This window comes from Nocardioides sp. N13(2025), assembly GCF_051912545.1.
In the GTDB taxonomy this organism is placed as follows: Bacteria; Actinomycetota; Actinomycetes; order Propionibacteriales; family Nocardioidaceae; genus Nocardioides.
The window spans coordinates 2,754,675-2,781,063 of the sequence record NZ_CP196809.1; the positions used below are offsets into that span (position 1 = coordinate 2,754,675).

The 26,389-nt window shown below is 71.8% G+C and carries 27 protein-coding genes and 1 pseudogene; 10 read left to right on the top strand and 18 right to left on the bottom strand.

Translation table 11 applies throughout. The features are described 5' to 3' along the window. Positions 1–35 precede the first annotated feature (35 nt). Positions 36–683: pseudogene (locus ACS3YM_RS13385) on the bottom strand (DUF1326 domain-containing protein). A gap of 431 nt (positions 684–1,114) precedes the next feature. Between ACS3YM_RS13385 and ACS3YM_RS13390 the strand changes: the two are divergent. Next, positions 1,115–1,462: a hypothetical protein gene (locus tag ACS3YM_RS13390; RefSeq protein ID WP_439936925.1), complete on the top strand. Its 348-nt coding sequence runs from the start codon at positions 1,115–1,117 to the stop codon at positions 1,460–1,462. 11 nt (positions 1,463–1,473) lie between these two features. On the opposite strand, the gene ACS3YM_RS13395 is transcribed toward ACS3YM_RS13390, so the two are convergent. Next, positions 1,474–4,671: a glucan 1,4-alpha-glucosidase gene (locus tag ACS3YM_RS13395; RefSeq protein ID WP_439936926.1), complete on the bottom strand. Its 3,198-nt coding sequence runs from the start codon at positions 4,669–4,671 to the stop codon at positions 1,474–1,476. A gap of 196 nt (positions 4,672–4,867) precedes the next feature. On the opposite strand from ACS3YM_RS13395, the gene ACS3YM_RS13400 reads away from it, so the two are divergent. Then, positions 4,868–5,209, top strand: coding sequence for a YciI family protein (locus tag ACS3YM_RS13400; RefSeq protein WP_439936927.1), 342 nt, complete (start codon positions 4,868–4,870; stop codon positions 5,207–5,209). A 15-nt stretch (positions 5,210–5,224) separates the two neighbouring features. Here ACS3YM_RS13400 and ACS3YM_RS13405 read toward each other — a convergent pair whose 3' ends face one another. Genes ACS3YM_RS13405 through ACS3YM_RS13415 form a run of 3 tightly spaced genes read right to left on the bottom strand, consistent with a single transcriptional unit; the run spans position 5,225 to position 7,617 of the window. Then, entirely contained in the window at positions 5,225–5,773 is a 549-nt protein-coding gene (locus ACS3YM_RS13405; protein WP_439936928.1) for a hypothetical protein, read from the bottom strand. A 59-nt stretch (positions 5,774–5,832) separates the two neighbouring features. Further along, positions 5,833–6,120, bottom strand: a complete 288-nt coding sequence (locus ACS3YM_RS13410) for a DUF1905 domain-containing protein (protein ID WP_439936929.1) — start codon at positions 6,118–6,120, stop codon at positions 5,833–5,835. Positions 6,121–6,153: 33 nt separating this feature from the next. After that, on the bottom strand, positions 6,154–7,617 hold the full coding sequence (locus tag ACS3YM_RS13415; RefSeq protein WP_439936930.1) for a S8 family serine peptidase: 1,464 nt from the start codon (positions 7,615–7,617) through the stop codon (positions 6,154–6,156). 105 nt (positions 7,618–7,722) lie between these two features. On the opposite strand from ACS3YM_RS13415, the gene ACS3YM_RS13420 reads away from it, so the two are divergent. Both ACS3YM_RS13420 and ACS3YM_RS13425 read left to right on the top strand, forming a co-directional pair. Then, complete coding sequence (locus tag ACS3YM_RS13420) at positions 7,723–9,081, top strand: ABC1 kinase family protein (RefSeq protein ID WP_439936931.1); 1,359 nt, start codon at positions 7,723–7,725, stop codon at positions 9,079–9,081. Between the two features lie 174 nt (positions 9,082–9,255). Beyond that, positions 9,256–9,675 carry a nuclear transport factor 2 family protein gene (locus tag ACS3YM_RS13425; RefSeq protein WP_439936932.1) on the top strand — a complete coding sequence of 140 codons (420 nt, stop codon included), beginning with the start codon at positions 9,256–9,258 and terminating at the stop codon, positions 9,673–9,675. On the opposite strand, the gene ACS3YM_RS13430 is transcribed toward ACS3YM_RS13425, so the two are convergent. From ACS3YM_RS13430 to ACS3YM_RS13440, 3 genes are read right to left on the bottom strand one after another with little or no spacing between them, the layout of a single operon-like run. Continuing rightward, positions 9,672–10,046 carry a VOC family protein gene (locus tag ACS3YM_RS13430; RefSeq protein WP_439936933.1) on the bottom strand — a complete coding sequence of 125 codons (375 nt, stop codon included), beginning with the start codon at positions 10,044–10,046 and terminating at the stop codon, positions 9,672–9,674. The genes ACS3YM_RS13425 and ACS3YM_RS13430 overlap by 4 nt on opposite strands. A 17-nt stretch (positions 10,047–10,063) precedes the next feature. Beyond that, positions 10,064–12,061 (bottom strand): VWA domain-containing protein, encoded by a 1,998-nt coding sequence (locus ACS3YM_RS13435; protein WP_439936935.1) that lies wholly within the window; start codon positions 12,059–12,061, stop codon positions 10,064–10,066. Between the two features lie 6 nt (positions 12,062–12,067). Beyond that, entirely contained in the window at positions 12,068–13,468 is a 1,401-nt protein-coding gene (locus ACS3YM_RS13440) for a magnesium chelatase (protein WP_439936936.1), read from the bottom strand. A 166-nt stretch (positions 13,469–13,634) separates the two neighbouring features. On the opposite strand from ACS3YM_RS13440, the gene ACS3YM_RS13445 reads away from it, so the two are divergent. Then, positions 13,635–14,075: a pyridoxamine 5'-phosphate oxidase family protein gene (locus ACS3YM_RS13445; RefSeq protein WP_439936937.1), complete on the top strand. Its 441-nt coding sequence runs from the start codon at positions 13,635–13,637 to the stop codon at positions 14,073–14,075. 15 nt (positions 14,076–14,090) lie between these two features. After that, positions 14,091–15,653: a GAF domain-containing protein gene (locus tag ACS3YM_RS13450; RefSeq protein ID WP_439936938.1), complete on the top strand. Its 1,563-nt coding sequence runs from the start codon at positions 14,091–14,093 to the stop codon at positions 15,651–15,653. Positions 15,654–15,783: 130 nt separating this feature from the next. Here ACS3YM_RS13450 and ACS3YM_RS13455 read toward each other — a convergent pair whose 3' ends face one another. The 4 genes from ACS3YM_RS13455 to ACS3YM_RS13470 all read right to left on the bottom strand — a co-directional run bounded on the left by ACS3YM_RS13455 (position 15,784) and on the right by ACS3YM_RS13470 (position 18,357). After that, positions 15,784–16,389: a hypothetical protein gene (locus ACS3YM_RS13455; RefSeq protein ID WP_439936939.1), complete on the bottom strand. Its 606-nt coding sequence runs from the start codon at positions 16,387–16,389 to the stop codon at positions 15,784–15,786. 122 nt (positions 16,390–16,511) lie between these two features. Then, positions 16,512–17,165, bottom strand: coding sequence for a response regulator (locus ACS3YM_RS13460; RefSeq protein ID WP_439936940.1), 654 nt, complete (start codon positions 17,163–17,165; stop codon positions 16,512–16,514). Between the two features lie 73 nt (positions 17,166–17,238). Further along, on the bottom strand, positions 17,239–17,775 hold the full coding sequence (locus ACS3YM_RS13465; RefSeq protein WP_439936941.1) for a mycothiol transferase: 537 nt from the start codon (positions 17,773–17,775) through the stop codon (positions 17,239–17,241). Positions 17,776–17,793: 18 nt separating this feature from the next. Beyond that, positions 17,794–18,357 (bottom strand): hypothetical protein, encoded by a 564-nt coding sequence (locus tag ACS3YM_RS13470; protein ID WP_439936942.1) that lies wholly within the window; start codon positions 18,355–18,357, stop codon positions 17,794–17,796. A 91-nt stretch (positions 18,358–18,448) separates the two neighbouring features. On the opposite strand from ACS3YM_RS13470, the gene ACS3YM_RS13475 reads away from it, so the two are divergent. After that, on the top strand, positions 18,449–18,799 hold the full coding sequence (locus ACS3YM_RS13475; protein ID WP_439936943.1) for a YchJ family protein: 351 nt from the start codon (positions 18,449–18,451) through the stop codon (positions 18,797–18,799). Here ACS3YM_RS13475 and ACS3YM_RS13480 read toward each other — a convergent pair. From ACS3YM_RS13480 to ACS3YM_RS13500, 5 genes are read right to left on the bottom strand one after another with little or no spacing between them, the layout of a single operon-like run. Then, the gene (locus ACS3YM_RS13480; protein ID WP_439936944.1) at positions 18,796–19,425 is read right to left on the bottom strand and encodes a YigZ family protein; all 630 of its coding nucleotides are present in this window, start codon (positions 19,423–19,425) and stop codon (positions 18,796–18,798) included. The genes ACS3YM_RS13475 and ACS3YM_RS13480 overlap by 4 nt on opposite strands. Continuing rightward, positions 19,422–20,417 carry a YihY/virulence factor BrkB family protein gene (locus ACS3YM_RS13485; RefSeq protein ID WP_439936945.1) on the bottom strand — a complete coding sequence of 332 codons (996 nt, stop codon included), beginning with the start codon at positions 20,415–20,417 and terminating at the stop codon, positions 19,422–19,424. Before ACS3YM_RS13485 ends, ACS3YM_RS13480 begins: the two co-directional genes overlap by 4 nt. A 37-nt stretch (positions 20,418–20,454) precedes the next feature. Further along, complete coding sequence (locus ACS3YM_RS13490) at positions 20,455–21,234, bottom strand: sulfite exporter TauE/SafE family protein (protein WP_439936946.1); 780 nt, start codon at positions 21,232–21,234, stop codon at positions 20,455–20,457. A 1-nt stretch (position 21,235) separates the two neighbouring features. Beyond that, on the bottom strand, positions 21,236–21,649 hold the full coding sequence (locus tag ACS3YM_RS13495) for a hypothetical protein (RefSeq protein ID WP_439936947.1): 414 nt from the start codon (positions 21,647–21,649) through the stop codon (positions 21,236–21,238). Continuing rightward, on the bottom strand, positions 21,646–23,052 hold the full coding sequence (locus ACS3YM_RS13500; RefSeq protein WP_439936948.1) for a cystathionine beta-synthase: 1,407 nt from the start codon (positions 23,050–23,052) through the stop codon (positions 21,646–21,648). The genes ACS3YM_RS13495 and ACS3YM_RS13500 overlap by 4 nt, the downstream gene beginning before the upstream one ends. Before the next feature lie 40 nt (positions 23,053–23,092). On the opposite strand from ACS3YM_RS13500, the gene ACS3YM_RS13505 reads away from it, so the two are divergent. Next, positions 23,093–24,127 (top strand): SGNH/GDSL hydrolase family protein, encoded by a 1,035-nt coding sequence (locus ACS3YM_RS13505; RefSeq protein WP_439936949.1) that lies wholly within the window; start codon positions 23,093–23,095, stop codon positions 24,125–24,127. 69 nt (positions 24,128–24,196) lie between these two features. On the opposite strand, the gene ACS3YM_RS13510 is transcribed toward ACS3YM_RS13505, so the two are convergent. After that, positions 24,197–25,069 carry a Bax inhibitor-1/YccA family protein gene (locus tag ACS3YM_RS13510; RefSeq protein ID WP_439936950.1) on the bottom strand — a complete coding sequence of 291 codons (873 nt, stop codon included), beginning with the start codon at positions 25,067–25,069 and terminating at the stop codon, positions 24,197–24,199. A 183-nt stretch (positions 25,070–25,252) separates the two neighbouring features. Here ACS3YM_RS13510 and ACS3YM_RS13515 point away from each other — a divergent pair, with 183 nt between their 5' ends. Both ACS3YM_RS13515 and ACS3YM_RS13520 read left to right on the top strand, forming a co-directional pair. Next, the gene (locus ACS3YM_RS13515; protein WP_439936951.1) at positions 25,253–25,771 is read left to right on the top strand and encodes a GNAT family N-acetyltransferase; all 519 of its coding nucleotides are present in this window, start codon (positions 25,253–25,255) and stop codon (positions 25,769–25,771) included. After that, complete coding sequence (locus ACS3YM_RS13520) at positions 25,768–26,319, top strand: SGNH/GDSL hydrolase family protein (RefSeq protein WP_439936952.1); 552 nt, start codon at positions 25,768–25,770, stop codon at positions 26,317–26,319. Before ACS3YM_RS13515 ends, ACS3YM_RS13520 begins: the two co-directional genes overlap by 4 nt. The last annotated feature ends 70 nt before the right edge of the window (positions 26,320–26,389 follow it).

The window sequence follows — 26,389 nt, forward strand, 5'->3', positions numbered from 1 at the left end:
CGCGGAGGCCTGTTGCGCTCCGCGTGACGCGGTCGTCACCGGTCGGGCCCGCTCCAGTCGAAGCCGAAGTGCTTGCTCGAGCGACCGCTGCCCGCGAAGGTGAAGCCGAACGCGTCGGCACTGTAGGTCGACACTCCCCAGGTCGCCACCTGGCCCGGTCCGACCTCGGCTCCGGGGAGGTTCTGCGACTGCACCCGCGCGCCTTCTGGTGTCGTCGGTCCCGTCAGCGCTTCGACGGTTGCCGATGCCCGCCCGGGAATCTCCACACTCCAGGCCGAGAGGTCCTCCGCGATGGACACATGGATGGGCACGACCTCCATGCCCCGGATCTCCATGGCCCCGATCTCTCCGAACGTGGCCGGCTAACCGCCCGCCTGCCCACCGAAGATGATCTGCAGAGCGCCCAGCTGCCCCTCGTCCGCTGCCGCGTCCATGAAGATGGCGCCAAAGGAGTCGGTGTGCTCGCCCCACACGTTGCCGACGAACGACCCGAGCATCGCGACGTTGAGCCCGTCCAGACGGATGTCGCCGTACGTACCCTCGTCTATGTGCCACAGCAGCACGCCGTCACAGTCGCCCGTGGTCGGTGGCTGCGCGAACGAGCAGGGGCACGGCACGGAGCATTTGCAGGCGTCGAACCACTGGCCCTTCAGACGCCACTCCCGGACCGCGTCAGCATTCATGACACACCTCCACCCGCGTGAGCCTGGACCTCCCGCCACGTCCAGCGTGCGCCTCACGTGCGCGGTCCAACAGGCCAAGAACTTGGTATTTCCCGACCCGTCTCAGCTGACGACGTGTCCACACGAGAAGACGGCGTCGCCAGCATTGCCGGTAACCCAGCCAGTACTCGTACCGATCCCCCGGAGATGACCGACGAGTCACCCACTAGAGCCAGCCACTGGATCGCCGCCACGACAAGAGTACGAAGGCGCGCACCTCGTTGGTCGGCTCGCCATGCGCATCATCCTGGGCGGGGTGAAGCACCTCAGACCGCCCGGCAGCGCTTCGCGAAGAACGGCATGACCTCGAGACCCAGTTACGGCTACCGCTGCCACGGGACACCGCGATCAGCCCCGATACGGCCCGACCTGGTCGTTGCTAGCCTCGCCCGGTGCCCGCCGAGGAACCAGCGACCGATGATCTCCGCGTCATCACGCTCTGCGGCTCCATGCGGTTCCGCGCGGAGCTCGAGCGCCTCGAGACCGAGCTGACGCTCGCCGGCCACGTGGTGCTGAGCCCCGTGGTCCTGGCCCCGGGCACGGACCTCACCGAGGAGCAACGCGCACGGCTCGGCCGCGTCCACCTCCAGAAGGTGTCGATGGCCGACGAGGTCCTCGTCGTCAACGTGGGCGACTACGTCGGTGAGAGCACTCGCCGCGAGATCGCGCACGCCCGGTCGCGCGGGGTGGCCGTGGGCTACCTGGAGCCGCACGCGCCCGATCGCCACGCCGACGGCTGAGTAGAAGCCCCTCAGTCCTCCAGCAGCAGCATCGGCAGCGCGACCGGCGAGCTCGTCCGCCAGTCCATCACCTGGGCCTGGGACTGGCCCGCGCCGACGGTGACGTCGATGGCGTTGGCGTCCCGGGTGTCGGTGTCCTTGCTGGGAAGGCCGAAGTCCAGCTCGCCGGCCCCGCCGCCGAAGCGCCAGTCCCGGACGAAGCCGTAGGGGTTGCTGTTCCAGTAGTCGTAGTCGTACACCGGACGGATGAAGCCGATGCCCTCTCCCGCCTCCGCGTTGCCGAACATCGCGACGCCGTAGCGCGCTGTCGCCAGGTCGAGGGCGCCCAGGTCGGCTCGGTCGACGAGCGTGACGACCTGGCGGGTCTCGGGGATCGCGACGAGCTCGACGTCGCCGACCCTGGTGCCGGTGGCGTCGAAGACTCCGGCGCTGTCGAAGCGGCCGTCGGTGACGACGACCCGCTGCCACGGCGCCGCGGTGTCCATGTTGGTGCCGGGCAGGGCGGGCGTCGCGGCGCCGTCGCCGCTCCCGATGTAGACGTTGATCCGCTGGTGGGAGATCTGGTCTCCCCCGAAGGGGTTCGCGATCTCCCCGGCGATGCCCGTCACCACGGCCACCTGGTCGCCCCTGTCGTAGATCGCGGTGCCGGTCAGGTCGAACGTGCCCGGCCGGTAGACCGGGTTGGCGGGATAGACGTAGGTGCCCGGACCGTCGTCGTCGCCGGTGGGATCGGCGAGGGAGCCGATGCGCTCGCCGTACGACAACACGGTGCGGGTGGCCGTGCTCGTCGCACCCGACCGACCGACCGAGACGACCACGACCTGGTTGCGCAGGTCGGGCAGCGCGAGGGTGACGTCGAAGGTCGACCGCCCGCCCGGTCCGCGCTCGAGCGCGACGCGCCGCTTCTCCCCGTTGACGTCGACGTAGAGGGCGTGGCCGTCGGTGGTGCCGGCGAGGTGGGCCGAGTCGCCGTCGGCCACCTGCACGCCTGCTTCTGGCGAGGTCACGTCGAGCGCCGGCGGGGACAGCTCGGGGCCGGTGACGTAGCGGTGGCGGGTCACCCGCGGGGTCTCCACCGGCCGGCCGCCGGAGATTCCCTGGGCGAGCCGGACGTACTGCGCCATCGCCCACGCCAGCGGACCGGCCGATCCGGTGCCCTTGCCCAGGACGTGCCCGTACGACGTCGGCTCCGGCTGGTCCCAGGCCTGCTCGGGGATCATGTAGCCGTCGTTGGCCGAGCGGTGCATCGTGCGCAGGTGGGACATGGCGTCGCGGCCACTGGCGAGCTCGTACTCGCCGCGCTCACCCGACAGCAGGGGCCAGAGCCGACCGATGCCACCGGTCGCCAGGGTCCACGGGGAGCCATCGGCGCGCTCGCCGTAGCCGTCGTAGGTGTAGCGGTGCCACATCCGGCCGTGGGGGGTGTCAGTGGCGAGCGACCGGTCGGTCTCGGGGAGCGAGCCGACGACGTACGGGTCGTCCGGGGCCTTCACCCCGAGCCGGACCAGCTCCAGGAAGCCGGCGTCGAGGACGGCGCGCTCCTCGTGGACGCCGGCAGCGTCGGAGTACTCGCGCGAGTCGCCGTCGTCCGGGTCGCCGTCGCCCTCGATGCGGATGTAGTACTCACCGTCGCCCACCGGACCGGTGGTGGTGTACATCCACTTCTCCGTGTTGCGCTGCCACTCGTCGGCGGTGCCCTGGTAGACGGCAGCGGAGGCCTGGTCGTCGTTCTTGCGGGCGATGTCGGCAGCGGCGGTGAGTCCCGCGATCTGCGACGCCATGGTCGAGGGCGAGTAGCCGTCCTCGGTCTCCCAGCGCTCCTGCGGCGTCCGCGGCCCCGAGGCGACCAGGAAGTCGGCCGCCTTCTTGATGTGGTCGCGGTAGAACGCGCCGCCGGTGCGGCCGACCTGCCAGGCGAGGACGATCGGGAATGCCGTCTCGTCGAGCTGGACGTTGTTCTGGTCGGGGCTGCCATCGACGTGGGAGTTCTGGGGGAAGTGCCCGTCGGGCAGCTGCTGCCTCGTGAAGAGCCACGTCACTGCCCGGTTGGCGGCGGCGGTGTCACCGGCCGCGAGCAGGCTGGTGACCTGGTGGTAGAGGTCGCGTGCCCACACGAAGTGGTAGCCCGCACCACCGCCGCCGGCGCCGTCCGCGTTGACGACGTGCCCCCACGGCAGGGTCAGGGAGGCGATGAAGGCACCGGGGTAGGTCTTGTCCTCGTGGGCCTTCACCGTCATGAGCGAGACGTTGTACTGCGTGAGCAGCTCGCCGGTGAGGTTCTTCGGTGCCTTCTCCAGGCCGGCGAGGTAGTCGCTCCACCCACGCTGGTACGCCGCTGACGTCGCCGCGTACCCGGCGTCGAGGCTCGACCTCGCCGTCGAGGTGGCCTCCGCCGCGTCGGCGCCGAACCCGAGCGCCAGGGTGAACGACGTCCTCGCGCCGGAGACCGGGATCTCGCCGGTCTGCGCGATGTTGCCCGGCCCAGCGCTCCCGTACGTCGCGTCGAGCCGGCCGTCCGCCAGGTCGGACCAGCCGTCGCTGGTGCCGACGTAGCCGGTGGAGGTTGCGCCGAAGCCCGTGGAGGCGATCAGCGCGCTGGCGATCGGCCGGTCGGCGAGGTGCGTGTCGGTCGTGACCAGGGCGTCACCGGCCGTCGAGCCCGTGTCGTCGGTCGACGTGCCGGCCAGCGAGGGGTCGTACAGCGTGAAGAGCTTGAACGGCCCGCCCGACAGGGCCTCGAAGTCGACGCTGACCATCAGCGTCGACCGCGCCGGGTCGGTGACGTACGTCTTGGTGAGCCGCCAGCGACCCGCCTCGTCGGTCGAGGTCTGCCGGTAGGTCAGGGACGTCGGGTCGCTCAGCTCGGCGGTGCGCACGACCGAGTCGTCCGTCTCCCGCTGGCTGGTCGTCCCGTCGGACACCGCGAGCTGCAGGTCGCGCACGTTGGGGGTGTCGGCCGCGGGGTAGTACGTCTCGCTCAGCGTGCCGTCGGCGAGCGTGTACCAGACCTTGGAGTCACGACCGACCGCCGTGCCGACCCCGTCCTTGTCCCCGCTGCGCCACGTCGCGCCCGCGCCGGGCGCACCCGGTGCCGGGCCCTCCTCGGCGGCCGCCGGAGCCCCGAGGGCGAGCAGGGGCAGGACGAGGGCAAGACCCGCGGCGGCTGCCACGACTGCCGGGACCGCGCGACGGTCAGGTCCGAGGTGCATGAGGTCTCCATCTTGGCCCGAGAGGAGGCCACAGCGAGGCGTGTCGAATCCGAGTTGACCACCGAGGCTACGTAGTGACGGCCTCCTCGTCGAGGTCCCCGGAGCAAGAAGACCGGCCGCGCTGTCGATCAGGGGCCTGCTCGTCCGTCACAGTGGTGACGGGCCGCACGGGGCGGCTCGGGACCGGAGGAGCGACATGACGCAGTACGCCATCTACTTCCACCAGCAGTGGGTCGGGGACCACCCCGAGGAGTGGTTCATGGGACGCGTCGAGCCGTCCAGGGCCGTCGTGGCCGAGATGGAGGCGGCCGGGGTGCTCGTGTTCGCCGGCGGCCTCGTGGAGGACATGGCTCAGGCGTTCAGCGCCGACGGCACGAGCGGCGAGATGATCGTCTCCGACGGCCCCTACACCGAGACGACCGAGTACCTCGGTGGCATCACCATCATCGACGTGCCCGACCTCGAGACGGCGAAGATGTGGGCGGCCAAGGTAGCCGAGGGCTGCGGGTGGCCGCAGGAGGTCCGCGAGGTCAAGTAGCCGCGAGGAACCGCGTCAGTCGGCGGCCACCCACTCGGTGAAGCTGCGCGGCTCGCCCAGCCAGTCACGTCGCGTGTCGCTGCCGTCCGTGCGGGTGCCGGCGACGCGGACGGCGACACGGACCTGCTCCGGCGACCCGATGGCCGCTCGCGAGATGCGGGTGCGGACGTGCTCCTTGTCGTAGTCGACCGTCATCCGGTAGGACCCTTCGACCGGGTCGCCCCACGTCGAGCCGGCGAAGCCGTCAGTGTGGAGGAGCGAGTAGTCGGTGCCGACGAAGTAGCCGCCGACGACGACGTACTCGGGGCCCGCGTCCGCGGGGTCGGTGTCGATGAAGACGGCGCCGCCGGAGCCGGTGCGGAAGGACTCGCGCAGGTTGGTGTGGGTGGTGGTCACCACGAGGTTGTTCGCCTTGTGGTCGACGACCACCGAACGGAGGTCCACCCCGTGGTGGAGGTCCGCCGGGTCGGAGACGCCGATGGCGTCGGCGGTGGCCGGGGCGAGCTGGGTCAGGGTCAGGGCGGCCACCGACAGGACGGCGGCGCTCAGGAGTGTCGTTCGCATGCTGTGTGGACGCGAGCGCCCGGCAGAAGGTTGCATCTCCGGGCGGCGATCCCGATCGGTCAGTCGCGGCCGACCTGGAGCCGTACGTCGACCACGTCGCCCAGCTCGAGCTGCTCGGCCCTCCGCACGGCGTCCTTCACCGGCAGGAACCACGTGTCCTCGCGGGGGAACATGGAGGTCGTGAACGTGGTGCCGCCGATCCGGGCGCGCACCGGCACCACGCCCCAGTAGACGACGTCGGCCTTGACCTCGTCGACGAGGTCGGCCTCGTCGGGCGGCAGCGGCACGAAGTGGTAGGGCGCGGGGCCCCGCCACTCGACCAGCTCACCGCTGAACTCGATCTCCATGGCACCAGCCAAGCAGGGAGCTCGGCCTGTGCGTCACCCCAGGGCCGCGACCGCCGCCACGACGTCCACGAGCCCGTGCCCCTTGTCGTACGACGTCCCGCCCACGTAGGCGGCACCGTCGGTGTAGTGGTGGGCCGAGGTCTTGAGAGCCGCCTCGATCCCGGCGGGCGTCGCCGTCGGGTCGGCCTGGAACAGCTGCGCGACGATGCCTGCGACGTGCGGGGCGGCCATCGACGTGCCGCTGATCGTGTTGAACGTGCCGATGTCGAGCGCGCCCGGACCGTTGCGCGGGTCCAGCCCGGTCGAGCAGATCGCGAGGTAGAGCCGGCACGACGACGTGATGTTCTCGCCGGGCGCCGAGATGTCGGGCCACGTCGAGGTGTCGGTCGACAGGCCGCGCGAGCTGAAGTCGGACACCACGCCGTCGCGGGTGCCGGTGTCCTGGTCGTAGTAGGACGCCACCGACAAGATGCCGCCGGTCGGGTCCTGGCCGGGCGGGTTGGTGAGGCTCTCCGAGCCGTCGCCACCGTCGTTGCCGGCCGCCCAGACCGTCACCACGCCCTCGGCCGCGAGCGCGCGCTGGAGCTTCACCGTGGCCGACTCGGGGTCGAAGTCGCCGCCGCCCGAGGGACCGTAGGAGTTGTTGGTGACCTTGATCGGCGGGCAGGTCGCGACCGGGACGCCCGCGCCGCACGGGGCGGCGTGGTTCTCCAGCACCCAGTTGAGCGCGGAGTCGGCGCCGAGGATCACGATGCCGGCGCCCGTGGAGATCGACACCAGCTTGGCGCCGGGGGCCGCGCCCTGGAGCTTGCCGCCGTCGGTGAGCGTGGTCGGGCGTCCGGCCACGATGCCGTTGACGTGGGTGCCGTGGCCCCCGACCGACAGCGTGTCGGTGTCGACCGTGGCAGGCATCTTCTGCACCGAGCACGTCTCGGTGAGCGGCTCGCACAGCGCCTTGAGGTTGGCCACCACGGCGCTCGAGCCGTCGGCCTCCTGGAGGTAGGGGTGCGTGGGGTCGACACCGGAGTCGATGACCGCGACGCTGACGCCCTTGCCGGTGAGCGGGGTGCCGTCGGCGCCGGTGAGGGTCGAGGCCGCCTCGGCACCGCGCGTGGCGATGTTGGAGGTCTCGGCCAGGTCTTGGCTGAAGAACTCGATCGGCTGCTCGCCGCCCTCGACGTACGTCACCCCGGGTGCGCTGCGGACCGCCTCGACCTGGCCCTTGGTGGCGTTGGCGACGACGACGCCGATCGAGCGGTACTCGCCCTTCTTCGACATCCCGGCCGCCGTCACGGCCTCTCGGGCGGCGGTGATCGAGGTGCCGTGGACCAGCACGGTCGTCCGCCCCGTCAGGGTGGTGAGCTGGCCGGCGAGGAAGTCGGAGACGTTGGCCGGCTCGGTCGTGCCACCGGCCGCTGACGCGGTGCCGGCGACGGCGAAGGTGGCGGATGCGGCCAGGACGCTCGCCGCGCAGGCGAGCAGGGGCTTGAGTCGCACGTGGGTCCTCCCGAGAGGGTGTGGGGTCGCCCGGCTCAACGATGCGAGGACGCCCGGGTCACGCGGGACGTGCGACCCGATTGCCCCGGCATGGACAATGGCCGCATGACCGAGCTCCCCCGCAAGGCCGCCGCCCGCACGGCCCGCCTGGCGGCGCTGCCGCTCGGGTACGCCGGAAGGCAGGCCATGGGGTTGGGCAAGCGGCTGGGCGGCAAGTCGGCCGATGCGGTGCTGACCGAGGTGCAGCAGCGCACGGCCGAGCAGCTCTTCCGCACGCTCGGCGAGCTCAAGGGCGGCGCGATGAAGTTCGGCCAGGTCCTCAGCGTGCTGGAGTCCGCACTGCCCGAGGAGGTCGCGGCGCCCTACCGCGAGCACCTCACGGCCCTGCAGGACTCCGCTCCCCCGATGCCGACCGCCACCGTGCGCGAGCAGCTCACGGCGCACCTCGGCGCGGACTGGGCCGAGCGCCTGGTCTGGCTCGACGGCGCCCCGACCGCCGCAGCGTCCATCGGTCAGGTGCACCGCGGCCGGTGGCGCGACCACGTCGGCGGCCCCGCGGGCGACGGCGAGCGCGACGTCGCGGTGAAGGTGCAGTACCCCGGAGCCGGGGACGCCCTGCTCGGCGACCTGCGCCAGCTCTCGCGGGTCGCGCGCGGCGTCGCCCCGGCCTTCCCCGGCCTCGACATCAAGCCGCTCATCACCGAGCTCCAGGCGCGGGCCGCCGACGAGCTCGACTACCACCTCGAGGCCGAGGCCCAGGCGGCGTACGCCGAGGCTTTCGCCGACGACCCGCACATCGTGGTGCCGCCCGTCGTCGCCGTCGGCGGCGAGGTGCTGGTGACGGAGTGGCTGGAGTCGCCGCACTCGCTCGCGCACGTCATCCGCGAGGGCACGCAGGAGGAGCGCGACCACTACGGCGAGCTCTTCGTGCGCTTCCTCTTCGAGGGCCCGCGCCGCACCGGCATGCTCCACGCCGACCCGCACCCCGGCAACTTCCGCATCCTGCCCGGCCCCCACGGCGAGCCCGGCCGGCTCGGCGTGCTCGACTTCGGCGCGGTCGCCCGGCTGCCCGGCGGCTCGCTCCCCGAGGCGATGGGCCGCCTGATGCGCATCGCGCTGGACTCCGACGAGGAGTCGCTGGTGGCCGGGCTGCGCGAGGAGGGCTTCATCAAGGAGCGCATCACGGTCGAGCCGGCCCTCGTGCTGGCCTACCTCGCGCCCTTCGTCGAGCCCGCCGCCGAGGAGCGCTTCACCTTCACCCGCGACTGGATGCGCGAGCAGTTCGAGCGGATCAACGACCCGCGGTCCGAGACGTTCACCCTCGCCACCAAGCTCAACCTGCCGACGTCGTACCTCCTGATCCACCGCACCTGGCTCGGCGGCATCGGCCTGCTCAGCCAGCTCGGGGCGACCGCGCCCTTCCGGGAGATCCTCGAGGAGTCGCTGCCGGGGTTCGCCTCCTGATGGTCGCCGTCGCGATCCCCGGGTACCCGGGGATCGCAACCACAGCGCGGTGATCCTGACGCGCCGGCCACGTCACCATCACCACACAAGGCAAGTACGCCGCCCTGCCGGCCGGTCCGACGGGTGGCGCGGTCCGACGGGCGGCGCCGCGCGACGGGTGGCACGATGACGCACATGGACCCAGCCACCTCCACGTCAGCACAGGCCCTCGCCCGCTGGCACGCCGTGGTCGAGAGCCGAGACCCCGCCGGGCTGCCCGACCTGCTCGCCGAGGACGCGGTGTTCCGCAGCCCTGCCGTGCACACCCCGCAGGTGGGTCGCGAGACCGTCGTCGGCTACCTGACCGCCGCCTTCACCGTCCTCGGGCCGGGCCTGGTCTACGAGCGTGAGTGGCTGGGCGACGACTCCGCGGTGCTGCAGTTCCGCACGCAGGTCGGCGGCCTCGACGTCTCGGGCGTCGACATGATCACGTGGGACGCCGACGGCCAGATCGTCGACTTCACAGTGATGGTGCGACCGGCCAAGGCCCTCCAGGTCGTCATCGAGCACATGGGCGCCGAGCTGCTGCGGATGCTCGAGGCCGCCGGCAGCTAGCTGCGCGGGCGCTGCTCGACGAGCCCGAGGAGGTTCCCCTCCGGGTCCTTGACGAACGCCATCCACTCGTCGGTCCCGGCCGGACCGAGGGTGTCGTCCTCGTGGCCGAAGATCACGTGCGGCTCCGAGGTGATCTCGACGCCCTTCTCGCGCAGCCCGGTGACGGCGGCGTCGATGTCGTCGACGGGGAGGTAGACCAGCGCCGAGGGGGCACCGCGGTCCATCAGGAGGCGCACGCCGTCGAGGTCGAAGAACGCCAGCCCCGGCGGGTCGAAGGTGGCGACGGGCTCGACGCCGAGCAGCTCGGCGTAGAAGGCGGTCGTGCCGGCGAGGTCCGTGGCACGCTGGGCGACCTGCACGAGTCGGGGCATGGGCCCATCCTGACGCCTCACACCCAGAAGCCGCGACCCCCGCCGTACCAGTCCCCGAAGTGCTCGCGGTACGACGACGCGGGGCCGCGCGAGCCGAGGTAGGACCCGACCACCGCGGCTCCGAGGTCGTCGAGCTCGGGACTGACCATCCGGCCGTCGACCCGGCGGGCCATCGAGTCGATGAAGCGGGCCAACCCGGGGTCCTCGCCCAGCCGGAAGAAGGTGACCTGCGCCCCGAGCCGCGCGGCCGCGTCGAGCTCGCGCACCGAGTGCGCGATGGTGAGCGGGTGCGGCGGGTAGGAGAACCACACCTCGCCGTCGGGCTCGAGGTGGGCCGTCGGCTCGCCGTCGGTGACGACCAGCAGCACCGGCTGGGCGTTGGGGTGCTTGCGGAAGAACCGGTTGGCCAGCAGCAGGCCGTGGTGGAGGTTGGTGCCCTTGGCCCAGCGCGCGTCGAGCGCGGTGAGCTGCTCGATCTCCATCACCTGCGCGTGCCGGCCGAAGGCGATCAGCTGGAGGTCGTCGCCCCGGAAGCGGGAGCGCACCAGCTGGTGCAGGGCCAGCGCGGTGCGCTTCATCGGCACCCACCTGCCGTCCATCGCCATCGAGAAGGACGTGTCGACCAGCAGCGCCACCGCGGCCTGGGTGCGCGCCTCGGTCTCGATGACCTCGATGTCGTCGACCTGGATCCGGACGGGTGACGCACCGCCGTCGCGGAGCACCGCGTTGGTGATCGTGCGCGGCACGTCCCACGGCTCGGTGTCGCCGAACTCCCAGCGGCGGGTCGCGCCGGAGGGCTCGCCCGCCAGCCCTGTCGTACGCGTCTCGCGGGCGCCCGAGCGACCGCTCATCCGCTCGGCCACGTCGCGCAGGAGGGCCTTGCCGAGCTGGCGCATCGCCTTGGGCGAGAGCCGCAGCTCGCCGTCCGAGCCGCGCTTGAGGTAGCCGCTGTCGCGCAGGGCCTTCTCCAGCTCCTGCAGGGTCCTGGCGGCCACGGCCGCGTCCGGACCCAGCTGGCCGGCCAGGGCGTCGAGGTCGACGTCGTCGAGCCGGGCCCCGTGGTGGGACTGCGCGAGCTGGTCGGCCAGCGCGTCGAGCTGGGCGAGGTCCTGCAGGGCACCGGTCCCGTCGCCGAGCCCCATCCCCTGCTCGCCCTCGAAGCCCTCCGAGCCCGACCAGTCCTCGCCCGGGCGGAGCGCCTGCAGGTTGGCGTCCATGCGGGCCAGCTGCTCCATCAGCTGCGGCGAGCCGAAGGCCTGCTGCGACAGCTCCATCAGCTCCTGCCGCTGCTCCTCGGTCATCGAGTTCAGCATCCGCTGGGCCGCCGCCGCGCGCCGGGCGAGGGCGTCGAGCAGCTCGTCGATGTTCTCCGGCCCCTCGGGGAAGAAGTCCCCGTGCTTGTCCATGAACTCCTGGAAGTCCTCGTCCGTGTCGACCCCCCGCCCATGCTTCTCCAGGAGGTCGTTGAGGTCGGACAGCATCTCGGCGACGGCGGCGCGGTCCTCGTCGGTCGCCCCCTCGAGCGCCTGCTTCATGCCGGCGAAGCGCTGGTCGAGCAGCTCGCGGCCGAGCAGGTCCTTGATCTGCTCGTAGGCCTCACGCGCCTCGGAGGACTGCCAGTCGTACGACGCCAGCTCGCTCACCGCGGCCGCAGTGGAGGTCGGGAGGTTGTCCAGCACCATCTCGCGGAACTCACGGTCGGAGTCGTCCATGGTGATGTCGCGCGCCAGCTGGCCGCGCTCGGCGAGCACGGCCTTGTCGAGCAGCTCCCGCACCTCGCGCATCGTGCCGTCGAGGTTGTGGCGCTGCAGGATGTCGCGCCGGCGCTCGGCGACCATGCGCGCGAGCTCGTCGAGCCCGGGCTGGTCGGAGCTGCCGCGCCGGAGGAACTCCCGCATCGCGTGCTCGGGCGTGTAGCCCGCCATCACGTCCTGGCCGATCGCGTCGAGCGCCTCGGCGAGGTCGACCGGGGGCGCCAGCGGGTCGCCGCCGGCGTAGAGCTGGTAGCGGCTCATCGCGGCTCACCCATAGACCGTCTCCCCCGCCTCGGTGTCCTTGCCGATCTTGCGCGCGAGGTAGAGCCCCTCCAGCGCGAGCTCGAGCGCGGAGGCCCGTTCGCCGTCGTTGGTGGCGCCGAGCCGGTCGCAGACCGCGTCGTAGAGGTCGGACTCCCCCAGCACCGGCAGGCCGGCGAGGAAGTCACGCGCCCCGACCCGGGCACCGGTGCTCACCATGGCGCCCTCCTCGATGGCGTCGACGAGCAGGCGCAGGTCGATGCCGGCGAGGTGGGCCCGCACGGTCTCCGCGACGGCCGTGCGCAGCAGGTGGGTGAGGATCTCGGCCTCGCGGCCCTCCTCGCCCGTCTCGAACTCGATCTTGCCGCCCAGCACGTCGACCGCGGTCTCGAGGTCGACCACGCGGGCCACCGCCTCGTCCTCGCCCTGCGTGGTGGCCCGGTGCAGCGCCGCCGCCGCGATCGTCTCGGCGCCGGCGATCGCGAAGCGCGCGCTGACGCCCGATCGCTGGTCGACGGCCTGCGACTCGCGCAGGTTGCGGGTGAAGCGGGCCAGCACCTCGAGCAGGTACGCCGGCACCTCGGCGACGAGCTCGGCCTCCTGCTCGATGACCGCGATCTCCTCCACCACCTCGCGCGGGTAGTGGGTGCGGATCTCGGCGCCGAAGCGGTCCTTGAGCGGGGTGATGATGCGACCGCGGTTGGTGTAGTCCTCCGGGTTGGCGCTGGCCACCACCAGGACGTCGAGCGGCAGCCGCAGGATGTAGCCGCGGATCTGGATGTCGCGCTCCTCCATCACGTTGAGCATCGCCACCTGGATCCGCTCGGCGAGGTCGGGCAGCTCGTTGATCGCCACGATGCCGCGGTGGCTGCGCGGGATCAGGCCGAAGTGGATGGTCTCCGGGTCGCCGAGGTGGCGCCCCTCCGCGACCTTCATCGGGTCGACGTCACCGATCAGGTCGGCCACCGACGTGTCCGGCGTCGCCAGCTTCTCGGCGTACCTCTCGTCGCGGTGGCGCCAGGAGATGCGCAGGTCGTCGCCGTAGGTCGCGGCCGCCTGCTGGGACGTGACGGTGATCGGCTCGTAGGGGTGCTCGCCCAGCTCGGAGCCGGAGATGACCGGCGACCACTCGTCGAGCAGGCCGACCAGCGAGCGCAGCAGCCGGGTCTTGCCCTGGCCGCGCTCACCGAGCAGCACGATGTCGTGGCCCGCGAGCAACGCCCGCTCGACCTGCGGGACGACGGTGTCGGAGAAGCCGTGCAGGCCCGGCCAGGGGTCCACGCCGTCGCGGAGCCGGGCGAGCAGGTTGTCGCGGATCTCCTCGCGGAGCGTCTTGAGCTGGTGGCCGCTCTCGCGGAGCTGGCCGAGGGTGCTGGCTGCGGGGTGCTGGGTCTGCGGCTGGGTCACGTCGTCCACGCTAGACCCGGCCGTCAACGTGGAGCGCGCTCGAAGTCCGGCCACAGCACGGTCGAACCGGCTGATCACGAACTCCGGCCCCTGACCTTCAGGACCTTCGACCCTGCTCGCGCCAGCGCGGCGGGGAGAGGCTGGGAGTCAGCTGAAGGAGGCTCCCATGCAGACCACACACGACCTCTCCCGTGACGACTGTGCGCGCCTGCTCAACGCCGGCATCGCCGGACGGGTGGCGATCGGCACGCCCACCGGACCGCACATCGTCCCGGTGAACTACGCCGTCAACGGGGAGAACATCCTGATCCGCACCACGGCCTACAGCCTGATCGGGACCTACGGTCGCGACGCGCTGCTGTGCTTCGAGGTCGACCAGTTCGACTACGAGCTCAAGCGCGGCTGGAGCGTGGTGGTCCGCGGCCGCGCCGCCTTCGTGGACGACCAGGACGAGCTCGCCGAGATCGCCCGGACCTGGGAGCCGCGACCCTGGGCGTCGGGCCAGCGCAACCTCGTCGTACGCATCCCGTGGACCGAGGTCAGTGGCCGCCAGCTCGGCGGCAGCTGGGACCCGTGGGAGCACCTGCCGGTGCGACGCCTCGCCTGAGGGCACAATCTCCGTGTGACCCACAATCCTGACCTGGGCGCGGACGCCCGCTCGCTGCTGGAGGCCGTGACCGCGATCTCCAGCGACCTCGACCTGGCCAGCGTGCTGACGCGCATCGTCGAGGCCGCGACCGCGTTGACCGGCGCCCGCTACGGCGCCCTCGGCGTGCTCGGCAGCGACGGCGGACTCGTGGAGTTCGTGACCACCGGCATCGACGAGAAGACCCGCGCGCTCATCGGCGACCTGCCCCGCGGCCGCGGCATCCTCGGCGTGATCATCGAGGACCCCTCGGGGCTGCGGCTGACCGACCTGTCCGCCCACCCGTCGTCGGTGGGGTTCCCGCCCAACCACCCGCCGATGACCTCGTTCCTCGGGATGCCGGTCCGGATCCGCGGAACCGTCTTCGGCAACCTCTACCTGACCGAGAAGGCCGGCGGCGGCCCCTTCACCGACGACGACGAGAGCCTGGTCGAGGAGCTTGCCCGCACGGCCGGCTACGTCATCAGCAACGCCCGCTCCTTCGCGCTGAGCGAGCGGCGCCGGCAGTGGCTCGAGGCCTCAGCCGAGATCGCCGAGCTCCTCCAGCCACCGGTCGAGCTGTCCAGCGCCCTGCACGAGATCGTGTCCACGGCCCGCCAGGTCTCCCGGGCCCGGGCGGTCGCCCTGTGGTCGTCTCTGGGCCCCGAGCACGACACGGTGAGCGTGGCCCCCGACGCCGATGCCCGGCGGATCGACGAGCTGCTCGCCGAGGCCCGCGACACCGTGGCCCGGCCGGGCAGCCCGCTCGTGACGGCCGACGTCGACGGCGTACCCCTCGTGGTCGTGCCGCTGCGCTCGCACCTCGCACCCGTCACGGCCCTCGTCGCCGTGACGCACCCCGACTCCGACCTGCTCGACGTGCAGGACCGCGACCTGTTCGCCGGTTTCGCCGACCAGGTGGCCCTCTCCCTCGACCGCACCCAGGCGCTGGTCGAGCGCCAGGAGCTGGCCGTCATCTCCGACCGCGAGCGGATCGCCCGCGACCTCCACGACATCGTCATCCAGCGGCTCTTCGCCACCGGACTGCAGCTGCAGGGCGTGGCGGCCATGGTCGGCCAGGGCGCCGTCACCGAGCGGCTCGACAAGTCGGTGTCCGAGCTCGACGACACCATCAAGGCGATCCGCGGCACGATCTTCGAGCTGCAGGACCGCCGCGGTGACTCCCTGCGCGCCGCGATCCGGAGCCTGGTCAAGGAGTACGTCCCCGTGCTCGGCTTCAGCCCGGTCGTGCGCACCTCCGGCCCCGTCGACACCGTCGTGCCGCCGGAGCTCGGCTCCCAGCTGCTCGCGGTGCTGCGCGAGGCGATCTCCAACGTCGCGCGGCACGCCCTGGCCGACGGGGCCGAGGTCGACGTGGTGGTCGCCGGCGACCAGCTCGAGCTCCGCGTCGCCGACGACGGGGTCGGCCTCCCCGACGAGGTCTCGGAGAGCGGGCTGCGCAACGCGCGCCGCCGGGCCGACGACCTCGGCGGCACGCTGCAGATCTCCCCCGTGGGCGAGCGCGGCACCGTGCTCGTGTGGCGGGTGCCCATTTCCTGACTCGAGCGGTCATGTGGCCGCTCGAGAAGGGGCATACCGCGCGACCAGCGTCCACATCGCGCGACCAGTGCCCCCGGACACAGAGGAAGGCCCGACGCCACTAGCGGCGTCGGGCCTCCGGGGCCTGGTGTCATCGCAGGACGGGGTAGTTCTTCACCACCTCGGTGCGGTTCCACCAGCGACCCAGCCCCCAAGTGGTGCCGGCCGCGCCCAGGGCGAGGACCGCCATCACGATGATGCCGACGAGGTGGTCGTCGACGACGGGGTTGTTCTCCAGCGGGAGCACGGCGGCGTACATGAACGCGTACATCAACGCGCCTGCCGCGGTGCCGATCCGCATCCCCACCCCGAGGAGGAGGGTCACGCCGATGCCGAGCAGACCGACCATGAAGAGCCAGTCGACCCACGCGTGCCCGGCGAGGCCGGTGAAGAACCCGTGGAAGGGGTTGTCGGCGGGGACACCGAAGGAGAGGAAACCCTCAGTGGGGTTGCCGCCGTTGATCCACGCTGCCGGGCCGAACCGGTCGAGGTTGCCCTCCTGGTCGTAACCGGTGTGGAAGCCCAGCGCGAAGGTCTTGTCGAGGAAGGCCCACAGGAAGATGAATCCAAAGGCGATCCGCAGGGTGGCCAGGGCACGGGCGAACCAGGTGCCTCGGTCGTGGTCTTCGGCGTTGGGCACGGTGACCGGAGCGTGGTAGGCCTCGGCCTCGTGGCGGTGACGATGGATGACGCTCATCGTCATCCCCTCCTTCGGTGGTGTGTTTTCCGGGTCACCACCAGAGTCGCCCGAGCGGGGTGCGAGGGTCAGGGCGCTTCGTCACCGGCGCGGGGGACCAAGGTCCCCCGTGGGGCGTCGGCTCAGCGCCCGCCCGCGTCGCCGAGCAGCTTGGAGGCCAGCACGGCCGCCTGCGTCCGACGCTCGAGCCCGAGCTTGGCGAGGATGCTGGAGACGTAGTTCTTGACCGTCTTCTCGGCCAGGAACATCTGCTCCGCGATCTGCCGGTTGGTCAGGCCCTCCGCGATGTGACCGAGCAGGATGCGCTCCTGGTCGGTGAGGGAGGCGAGCTCGTCGGGCGTGCTGGGGCCGTTGCGGATGCGCTCGAGGATCGTGGCGGTCATCGCGGGGTCGATGAGCGACTTGCCGGACGCGACGTGGCGCACGGCGCTCACCAGGTCGGAGCTGCGGATCTCCTTGAGCACGTAGCCCGCAGCACCGGCCATGATCGCGGCGAACAACGCCTCGTCGTCGTCGTACGACGTGAGGATCAGCGCGTTGATCGACGGGTCGACGGCCCGGACCGTGCGGCACACCTCGATGCCGGACCCGTCGGGCAGACGGGCGTCGAGCACCGCGACGTCCGGGCGCAGCGCCGGGATCCGGGCGGCCGCCTCGACGGCGGAGGCGGACTCACCGACGACCTCGATGCCCTCCTGCTGCTCGAGCAGGAACCTCAGCCCCTCTCGTACGACGTCGTGATCATCGAGGAGGTAGACGCGGATCGGGTCGGCCATGGGCACATTCCACCAGATCGGCGGTCAGTTGCGCGGGACCACCGGTCGGGAACACCCCCGACACGCGCTGGGCTCACACGTCGGTCGCGCCGTCGATGGACTGCCGGATCAGGTCGGCGTGACCGGCGTGGCGGCAGTACTCCTCGACCATGTGGACCAGCACCCACCGCACGGTCGCGGTGTCCCCCTTCTCGGGCGGCCGCGGCCGGGCGACGAGCCGCCCGAGGTCGGGGTCGGCGGCCAGCGCCGCGTCGAGGCACTCGTCCGAGCGCGCGATCGCAGCGGCGAGCAGGGCGTCGAGCTCGGAGTGCGGGGTCTGGCTCGCGCTGTGCCAGTCCCAGTCGGGGTCGTCGCCCCACGGCGCGGTGTCCCACGGCGGGGTCGGCTCGTGGGCCATCAGGTTGTAGGAGAACCAGTAGTCCTCGACGAAGGCGAGGTGCTTGAGCATGCCGCCCAGCGTGAGGTCGCTGGGCGGCAGTGCCTGGTCGAGCTGGGCCGCCGTCAGGCCGGAGGCCTGGAGGCGGATCGTCGCGCGGTAGTGGTCGAGGAAGCTGCGCAGCATCCCGACCTCGTCGTCGTGGAAGCTCGGCTCGGCGCGCTCGATCGTCATGCGAGCGAACCTAGTGCCTCAGAGGGACGGGCCCTCGCCGCGCAGCTTGTCGACCTCGGCCATCGCGTCGCGCAGCTGGCCCAGCCACTCGTCGGCGTGCTCGCCGACCAGCCGGACCGACCAGGCCAGGGCGTCGGAGCGCGACCGGGCCACGCCGGCGTCGACGAGGGTGTCGAGCACCTGTCGCTCGGGCTGGCGCAGCCGCGTCATCACCGGTGCCGCGACGTGGGTGAACAGCGCCTCGGTGTCACCGAGCCGCACCCCCCACGACACCTTGCGCTGGTAGCGGGACTGGGCCTCGAGCGCGATCTCGATGCGCTCGGCCTTGGTCTCGGAGCGGAACCGGCTGATCCGGCCCTCTGCCTCGGCGCCGTCGGCGGTGTCCTTCATCGTGCCGATGACGGTGATCTCCTCCCGGTCGGTGCGAACGTCGATCTCGCTGAACCACCCGTCGGGCAGGCGCCCGCGGAACCAGTCCGCCGCGTCGTCGGCAGGCGGGAGGTCGGCGACCTGCCAGCCCCCACGGCGTCCCCGTCCCCCGCCGCGACGGCCTCGCCCCTCGTAGTCATCTCTGGTCATCATGTGCTCTCTCCTTCTTGCAGTACTTACATGATTACACCATTACAGCCAGAACCCAAGCGCCTTGTTCCCCCGACGCAGATACCCTCGGCGCGTGCTGACCACGCCCTGCCCGTGCGCGTCCGGAGCGACGTACGACGCGTGCTGCGGGCCGCTGCTGGCCAACGCGATGCAGGCCTCCTCGCCGGAGCAGCTGATGCGCTCGCGCTACACCGCCTACGTGAGGGGCGACGCCGACCACCTGTTCCGGACCTGGCACCCGCGCACCCGGCCCGACGACATCGCCCCCGACCCCGCGACCCGGTGGACGGGCCTCGAGGTCCTCGCCGCCGACGGCGACACCGTCGAGTTCGTCGCCTCGTGGAGGGGCGGGCAGATGCACGAGGTCAGCCGCTTCGAGCAGCGCGCCGGCCGGTGGGTCTACGTCGACGGCGACGCCGACTAGGCGGGTCCGTCGACCCAGCGCTCCCCGACGGCGACCGGCAGGCCCGCCCCCGACGTCGCCGCCGCGACGAGCGCCGCGACCCGGTCGACCTCGTCCGGCGCCGCAGCGAGCAGGAGCCGCACGCGGGCGTCGTACGCCACCTCGAGGACGCTCACGCCGCGGGCCCGCAGCTCACCCTCGACCCGTCCCGCGTCGGCGTGGTCGAGGTCGAGGGCCAGCTCGGTGAGCAGCGTCCGGCGCAGCGTCCCGGCGTCGGCCAGTGCGGCGCGCACCGCGTCGCCGTAGGCCCGCACGAGACCGCCCGCACCGAGCAGCGTGCCGCCGAACCACCGGGTGACGACTGCGGCGACGTCGCTGAGCCTGGCGCCGCGGAGCACCTCCAGCATCGGCGCCCCGGCCGTGCCGGCCGGCTCACCGTCGTCGGAGGAGCGCTGCACCTCACCGCCGGGTCCGATGACGAAGGCCGAGCAGTGGTGGCGGGCGTCCCAGTGCTCGCGCCGCAGCTCGGCGACCAGCGCGCGAGCCTCCCCCTCGTCGGCGACCCGATGCAGCGTGTACAGGAAGCGCGAGCCACGGTCCTCGACCTCGCCGGTGGCCGCACGCGCGACGGTGAGGTAGGTGCTCACTCCCGGTCCGGTCGCTCCGCGGGTCCGGGCTCCCAGACCACCGAGACCTTCTCGAAGCCCTTGTGCCGCTGCATGGCGGCGTAGGAGGCGTACGCCCGGCGGTCGGCGTCGGTCAGCTCGACGTTGTCGGTGAAGGGCGTCAGCAGGGCGCGCGGCCACAGCCGGCGCGACAGCACCACGTTGATCTCCATGGCGAGCACGGCCATCACCGCACCGATCCAGAGGAAGCCGATCAGTCCGAGGACGAGGCCGAACGTCTTGGTCATCGACGTGGTGCCGACCAGCACCCGGTCGACGTACGCCGCCCCGCCGAGCTGGAGCAGCTGCCACATGACCGCCAGCGCGTAGCCGCCCGGTGCTGCTCGACCGAAGGAGTGGTGACCGGTGGCGGCGAACCGGAAGAGCACGGTCAGGAAGGTGCCGACGACGGCGATCGTGAGCACGGGCAGGAAGACCTTGAGTCCCTGGCCGAGCACCTCCGCGAAGAGGTCGGTGGTGCTGGCGATGGTGGACACGATCGAGACGGCCAGCAACGAGAAGCCGGCGGTGACGAGGAGGATCAGCGTCTTGACCCGCGCGTAGACGGGGTTGGGCCGGCTGTTGCGCGGCACCGACCAGGCGACGTGCTGGGTGTTCTGCAGGGCCTGGCCGAGGCCCATCGCGCCGTAGAGGGCGGCGATCGCACCGACCGCGACACCGGCGACGGACCCCTGGAGGCCCTCGGGGCGTCCGAGCTCGTCACCGATGATCGGGAACTGCGACAGCGCGGAGTTGAGGATCTGCTCCTGCCACTGGGGCTCCCCGCGCAGGATCAGGCCGAGGATCGAGGTGCCGAGCAGCATGAGCGGGAAGATCGCGATGAACGCGTAGTAGGTCAGTGCCGAGGCGAGGTAGGGGCCCTGGTCGTCGAAGTACTTGTAGACGACGGCGAGCGGGAAGCCGAGCACGGGATGGCGTCGCTGGAACCCGTCGACTGTCGAGACCGCTCCCACGGGGTGGAGGCTACCGCCCCACCCTCGTGGATCCGTGTCACCACCAGCCGAGGAGCTGGCCGCCCAGGCGCACGACGAACCCGGACACGACCACGAGGAAGAACGCCCGGACGAACCTCGCCCCGCGCGCCATCGCCAGCCGGGCGCCGAGGTAGCCGCCGGTGATGTTGGCCGCGGCCATCGGCAGGGCGAGCTGCCAGATCACCGCACCCTGCGGGACGAAGACGACCAGGGCCGCGAGGTTCGTGGCCCAGTTGGCGAGCTTGGCCTTGGCCGAGGCCTCGAGGAAGTTGTAGCCCAGCAGCCCGACCAGGGCGAAGACGAGGAACGACCCGGTGCCGGGGCCGATCGCGCCGTCGTAGAAGCCGATCGTGAGACCGGTGAGCACGACCGCGGTCAGGTGCTGCGAGCCCCGGAAGCGCAACCGGGTCAGCTCGCCGACGCTCGGCCTGAACCAGACGTAGCCGCCCACCAGCACCAGCACGGCCAGGATGATCGGGTCGAACGCGCTGCGCGGCAGCAACGAGGCGACCAGCGCCCCACCACCCGATCCGAGGAAGGCCGCCAGCATCAGCGGCAGGAAGGTGCGGGGGTCGGGGCGGATGCGCCGGACGTACGTCGCCGCGCTGATGGAGGTGCCGCAGAACGACGCCAGCTTGTTGGTGGCCGCCACCTGCACGACCGACGCGCCGGGCAGGCCGACCAGCAGCGCGGGGAGCTGCACCAGCCCCCCGCCGCCGACCACGGCGTCGACGAAGCCGGCGACCAGGGCCGCGAGGACCAGGAAGAGGGTGACCTCGAGGCTCAGGTCTCCCACGTCAGCGGCTGAACTCCTGCACCACGACGGCGTCGTAGTCCTCGGGCATCGTGGCGCTGAGGCCCGGGCAGATGAACTCCATCGACTGGTCGGTGATCATCTTCCCGGCCGAGCAGCTCAGGGTCGCGACCGGCTCACCGTCGGCGGAGAAGACCATCTCGAAGATCGCGGCCCGCTCCTCCTCAGCCGTGTTGGTGATCGTCCCCTTGACCTCCGGGGTGGTGACCTCCTCCATGTCGACCGACCGCTGCACGCCGCCGAGCTTCCAGCCCTCGTCGACCGAGAAGCCGTTCCACTCGAAGGCCTTGCCGACCTCGACCTCGACGGGGTCCTTGCTGGTGTTGACGTCGTCGCCGCACGCGCCGAGGGCGCCGAGGCAGGCAATCGCCACGAGGGCGCGGAGCATCCTCGTCACGACGCCGCCACGAAGGTCAGCAGGTCCTGGCGGGTCAGCACTCCGACGGGCTTGCCGTCCTCGTGGACCAGCACCGCGTCGGCCTTCTCGAGCAGCGCCACGGCGTCGGCGGCGGCCTCGGTCGACCCGATCGTGGGCAGGGCGGCGGACATGTGGTCCTCGACGCGGTCGGTGAGCTTGGCGTGGCCCGCGAACAGGGCGTCGAGCAGGGTCCGCTCGGACACCGAGCCGGCGACCTCGGCGGCCACGATCGGCGGCTCGGCCCGGACGACCGGCATCTGGCTGACGCCGTACTCCTGCAGGATGTGCACCGCCTCGGCGATGGTCTCGCCGGGGTGCGTGTGCACCAGGTCGGGGAGCCGGTCCGACTTGCCGCGCAGCACCTCGCCGACCGTGCGGTGGTCGGCCTGCGCGCCGGTGGCGAAGCCGTACTGACCCAGCCAGTCGTCGTTGAAGACCTTGGTGAGGTAGCCGCGCCCCGAGTCGGGCAGCAGGACCACGATCACCGCGTCCGTGCGCCCCTCGGCAGCGAGCTCGTGGGCCAGCTGGCGCGCCGCGAAGGCCGCCATGCCCGAGGAGCCGCCGACCAGCATGGCCTCCTCGCGCGCGAGGCGCCGGGTGAAGGCGAAGGAGTCGGCGTCGGAGACCTCGATGATCCGGTCGGCGATCGTCTTGTCGTAGGTCTCGGGCCAGAAGTCCTCACCCACGCCCTCGACGAGGTAGGGCCGGCCGGTGCCTCCGGAGTAGACCGAGCCCGCGGGGTCGGCCCCGATGACCTGGATCTCGGGGTTCTGCTCCTTGAGGTAGCGCCCGATGCCGCTGATCGTCCCGCCCGTGCCGACGCCGGCGACGAAGTGGGTGATCTTGCCGTCGGTCTGCTCCCAGATCTCCGGACCGGTGGTCTCGTAGTGCGAGCGGGGGTTGTTCGGGTTGGAGTACTGGTCGGGCTTCCACGCGCCGGGCTCGGCGGCGAGCCGGTCGCTCACGTTGTAGTAGGAGTCGGGGTGCTCCGGCGCGACAGCGGTCGGGCAGACCACGACCTCGGCGCCGTAGGCCTTGAGCACGTTGCGTTTGTCCTCGCTGACCTTGTCGGGGCACACGAAGACGCACTTGTAGCCCTTCTGCTGCGCCACCATGGCCAGGCCGACACCGGTGTTGCCCGAGGTCGGCTCCACGATCGTGCCGCCGGGCTGCAGGGCGCCGGAGGCCTCGGCGGCCTCGATCATCCGGGTGGCGATGCGGTCCTTCACCGACCCGCCGGGGTTGAGGTACTCCACCTTCGCGAGGACCAGCGGACCCTCGTCAGAGGCTCCGTCACCGGTCGTCGGGAGGTCCAGGGTCCGGCTGAGACGGACCAGCGGAGTGTTGCCGATCAGGTCGAGAAGTGAGTTCGCATACTGCACCGGGTCAATCTACCGACCTACTCCTCCGTAACATGAAGTTGTGGGGGCTACAGGAGCAGCACGCAAGCTGGCATCGGCCGCCGCCCTGGGCGGCGGCGGTCTGTCCGTGCTCGGGGCGGGGCTCTACGGCGTCCTCGTCGCCGAGGCCAAGTTCGCGCGCAGGATGATCGGCAACGCCGACGACGTCCCGCCCGACGCGACCGGCTGGTACGGCCGTGGCCGGCCCGGACCGGCGATCCGCATCGCGCTGCTGGGTGACTCCAGCGCCGCGGGCTACGGCGTGGAGCGCGTCGAGGAGACGACCGGTGCCCAGCTGGCCAGCGGCATGGCCGCGCAGGCCGGGCGACGGGTGCACCTGCGCTCGTTCGGCAAGGTCGGCGCCCAGTCCAGCGCCCTGGCCGAGCAGGCGGACGCCGCGATCGGCACCCACCCCGACCTCGCGGTCGTGCTCATCGGCGCCAACGACGTCACCCACTCCGTCCTGCCGTCCGCGTCGGTGCGCCACCTCGCCGAGGGCGTACGACGCCTGCGCGAGGCCGACATCGCGGTCGTGGTCGGCACGTGTCCCGACCTCGGCACGATCCGGCCGATCCCCCCGCCGCTGAAGCAGGTGGCGCGGGAGTGGTCGCGCAGGCTGGCCGCGGCCCAGACGATCACCGTCGTGGAGAACGGCGGACGGTCGGTGTCGCTCGGCGACATCCTCGGGCCCGAGTTCGACGCCGCCCCCGCGGTGCTCTTCGGCCCGGACCGGTTCCACCCCTCGGCCGACGGCTACTCCCAGCTGGCCTCCGTGCTGATCCCGTCGTGCCTCGCGGCGCTCGACCTGCTGCCCGACGACGAGGCCCGCCCCGAGCCGCTGCGACGCGAGGGCATCCTGCCGGTGGCCGCTGCCGCGGTGCGTGCCGCACGCACGCCCGGCACCGAGGTCGACGGCACCGAGGTCGGCGGCACCCAGCGCGGCCTGCGCGGGCGCTGGGTCGAGCTGCGCCACCGCCGGCGCCGCCCCTCCACCAAGGCCGAGCCGCCGGCGGAGCACGAGGAGACCGCCGCCTCCCCCGGCGAGACCGCGCCATGACGCCGGCCCGGAAATGACGCCGACCCGCCCGAGAGACTCGGACGGGCCGGCACCAGGTGCGGGTGGTGGTCAGTCGCCACCGCGGAGGATCGCGAGGATCCGCAGCAGGTTGGTGTAGATCCACACGAGGCTGACGGTCAGGCCGAAGGCCGCGCGCCACGACTCGCGCTCCGGGAGACCGGCGGCGACGCCGTTCTCGACGAAGTCGAAGTCGAGGATCAGCATGAAGACACCGAGCGTCAGGCCGACGATCGACATCACGAGGCCGAGGGCGCCGAAGCCGAAGAGGCCGGTCTGGATGCCGAAGAAACTCAGCACCAGCGACAGCAGGCCGAGGCCCACCATGCCGAACATGCCCGCGACGACGAAGGTGCGGAACTTGTTGCCCACCTTGATGTCGAAGAACTTGTAGGCGGCGAGCGTGCCCGCGAAGGCGGCGAACGTGCCGAGCACGGCCTGGGTGACGATGCCGTCGCCGAACGAGGCGTCGAAGAACTTGCTCACCGCACCGAGGGCGACACCCTCCGCGGCCGCGAACAGCATCACCAGGGCGGGGCTGATCACGCGCTTGAACGAGTTGACCAGCGACAGCAGGAAGGCGCCACCGGCACCGAGCATGGCCAGCATCGAGGCGCGGCCGAGGGCTTCGTTGTCGACGACGTTGCCGTCGATCACGTCACCGATCCACCACCACGTGGCGAACGCGGTGGCGAAGACGAGCGCGATCGAGATCGCGGTCTTCTGCACGACCGAGTCGACGGTCATCCGGCCCTGGTCCACCTGGCCGGGCGTGCCGGTGCCCCACGTGGCCGGGTCGCTGCTCGTGTCGCCGTAGCCGGGGTAGGCCTGGCCACCACCGGCGTAGGTCTGGTTGCCGTAGGCGTTCGACGAGGCGCGGTTGAACTCCTCGGAACGGTTGAACACGGGGTTGTTGCTTCTCATGGTCTCTCCTTGGAGGCCGCCCCCGGAGGTTCCGGAGGGTCGACGCCGCCTCAGGTGGCGACGCCTGTTTCGTCACCTCACTCTAGCCGGGGTGACACCACTTCAAACGTGCACGCGGGGGGCGCTGTTCCCGTCACAGCAACTTCTCAGGTTCGCCGACCCGGTTCGGACTAGGTTGTCGCCGTGCGCCCGGACTCGACCATGCGGATCGCCCCCCTCACGCGCGAGCAGGCGGAGGACATCTGCACGTGGCGCTATCCCGCTCCCTACGAGTGCTACGACATGACGGACGCCGACCCGGACTGGCTGCTGCAGCCCGAGGCGGGGTTCCACGCGTTGCTCGCGGACGACGAGCTCGTCGGCTTCCGCTCGTACGGCGCCGACGGCCAGGTGCCGGGCTGGGCGTACGACGACCACGCGCTCGACACCGGCGGAGGGTTGCGTCCGGGCCTCGTGGGACGGGGACTCGGACGTCGTGCCATCGCCACCGGCCTGGCCTTCGGGAGTGAGCACTTCGCGCCCGCGGCGTTCCGCGTCACCGTGGCGTCGTTCAACGTCCGCGCCCTGCGGGTCGTCGAGTCCCTCGGGTTCGAGCGGGTCGGTCGGTTCGACGCGGCGACGGACGGCCGGAGCTTCGAGGTGCTGGTGCGGCCCTCTGGCCCGGTCGACAGTCGCAGGCCGGCTGTCGTCGGCGTGACGTGACGCGCGTCGTGCTCCTGGGGGACAGCCACCTTGCGAGGGTCCGGCGAGACCTCCCAGCGCTGGGCCCGGACGTCTGCAACGCGGCGGAGGGCGGCGCCTCGTCGCTGGACCTCCTCGCCCAGGCGACCCGGGCGGCCGTCGAGGAGGACGACCTGGTCGTCGTGTCCGTGGGCACCAACGACGCCGCACCCTGGAAGCAGGTCCCGGTGACGGCGTTCGCGCAAGCCGTGACCCGCTGCCTGCACTCCGTGCCTGCCCGCCGCTGGGTCTATGTCGCTCCACCGGGAGTCGACGAGTCCCGCCTGACGGGCCCGGGCGACCGCACCAACGCGGTCCTCGACGGGTACCGGGACGCCGCCGTCTCCGCCTGCGTCGAGGCGGGCGCACGGGTCGTACGCACCGAGCGCATCATCGGGCCCCTCGGAGCCGGTGCCTTCGTCGGTGATGGCCTCCACCTGAGCGGACGGGCCTACCGGGTGCTCCTGCCCGCGATCGCCGAGGCCGTCCACGGTCGTCCCGGCGGTCCTCAGACGTCGATCCAGTGGTGACGCACGAGGCGGTGCCCGGCGTGGACCGTACTGCCATCGCGGGATGGACTGTGCGCTCCTGGTGACGTGT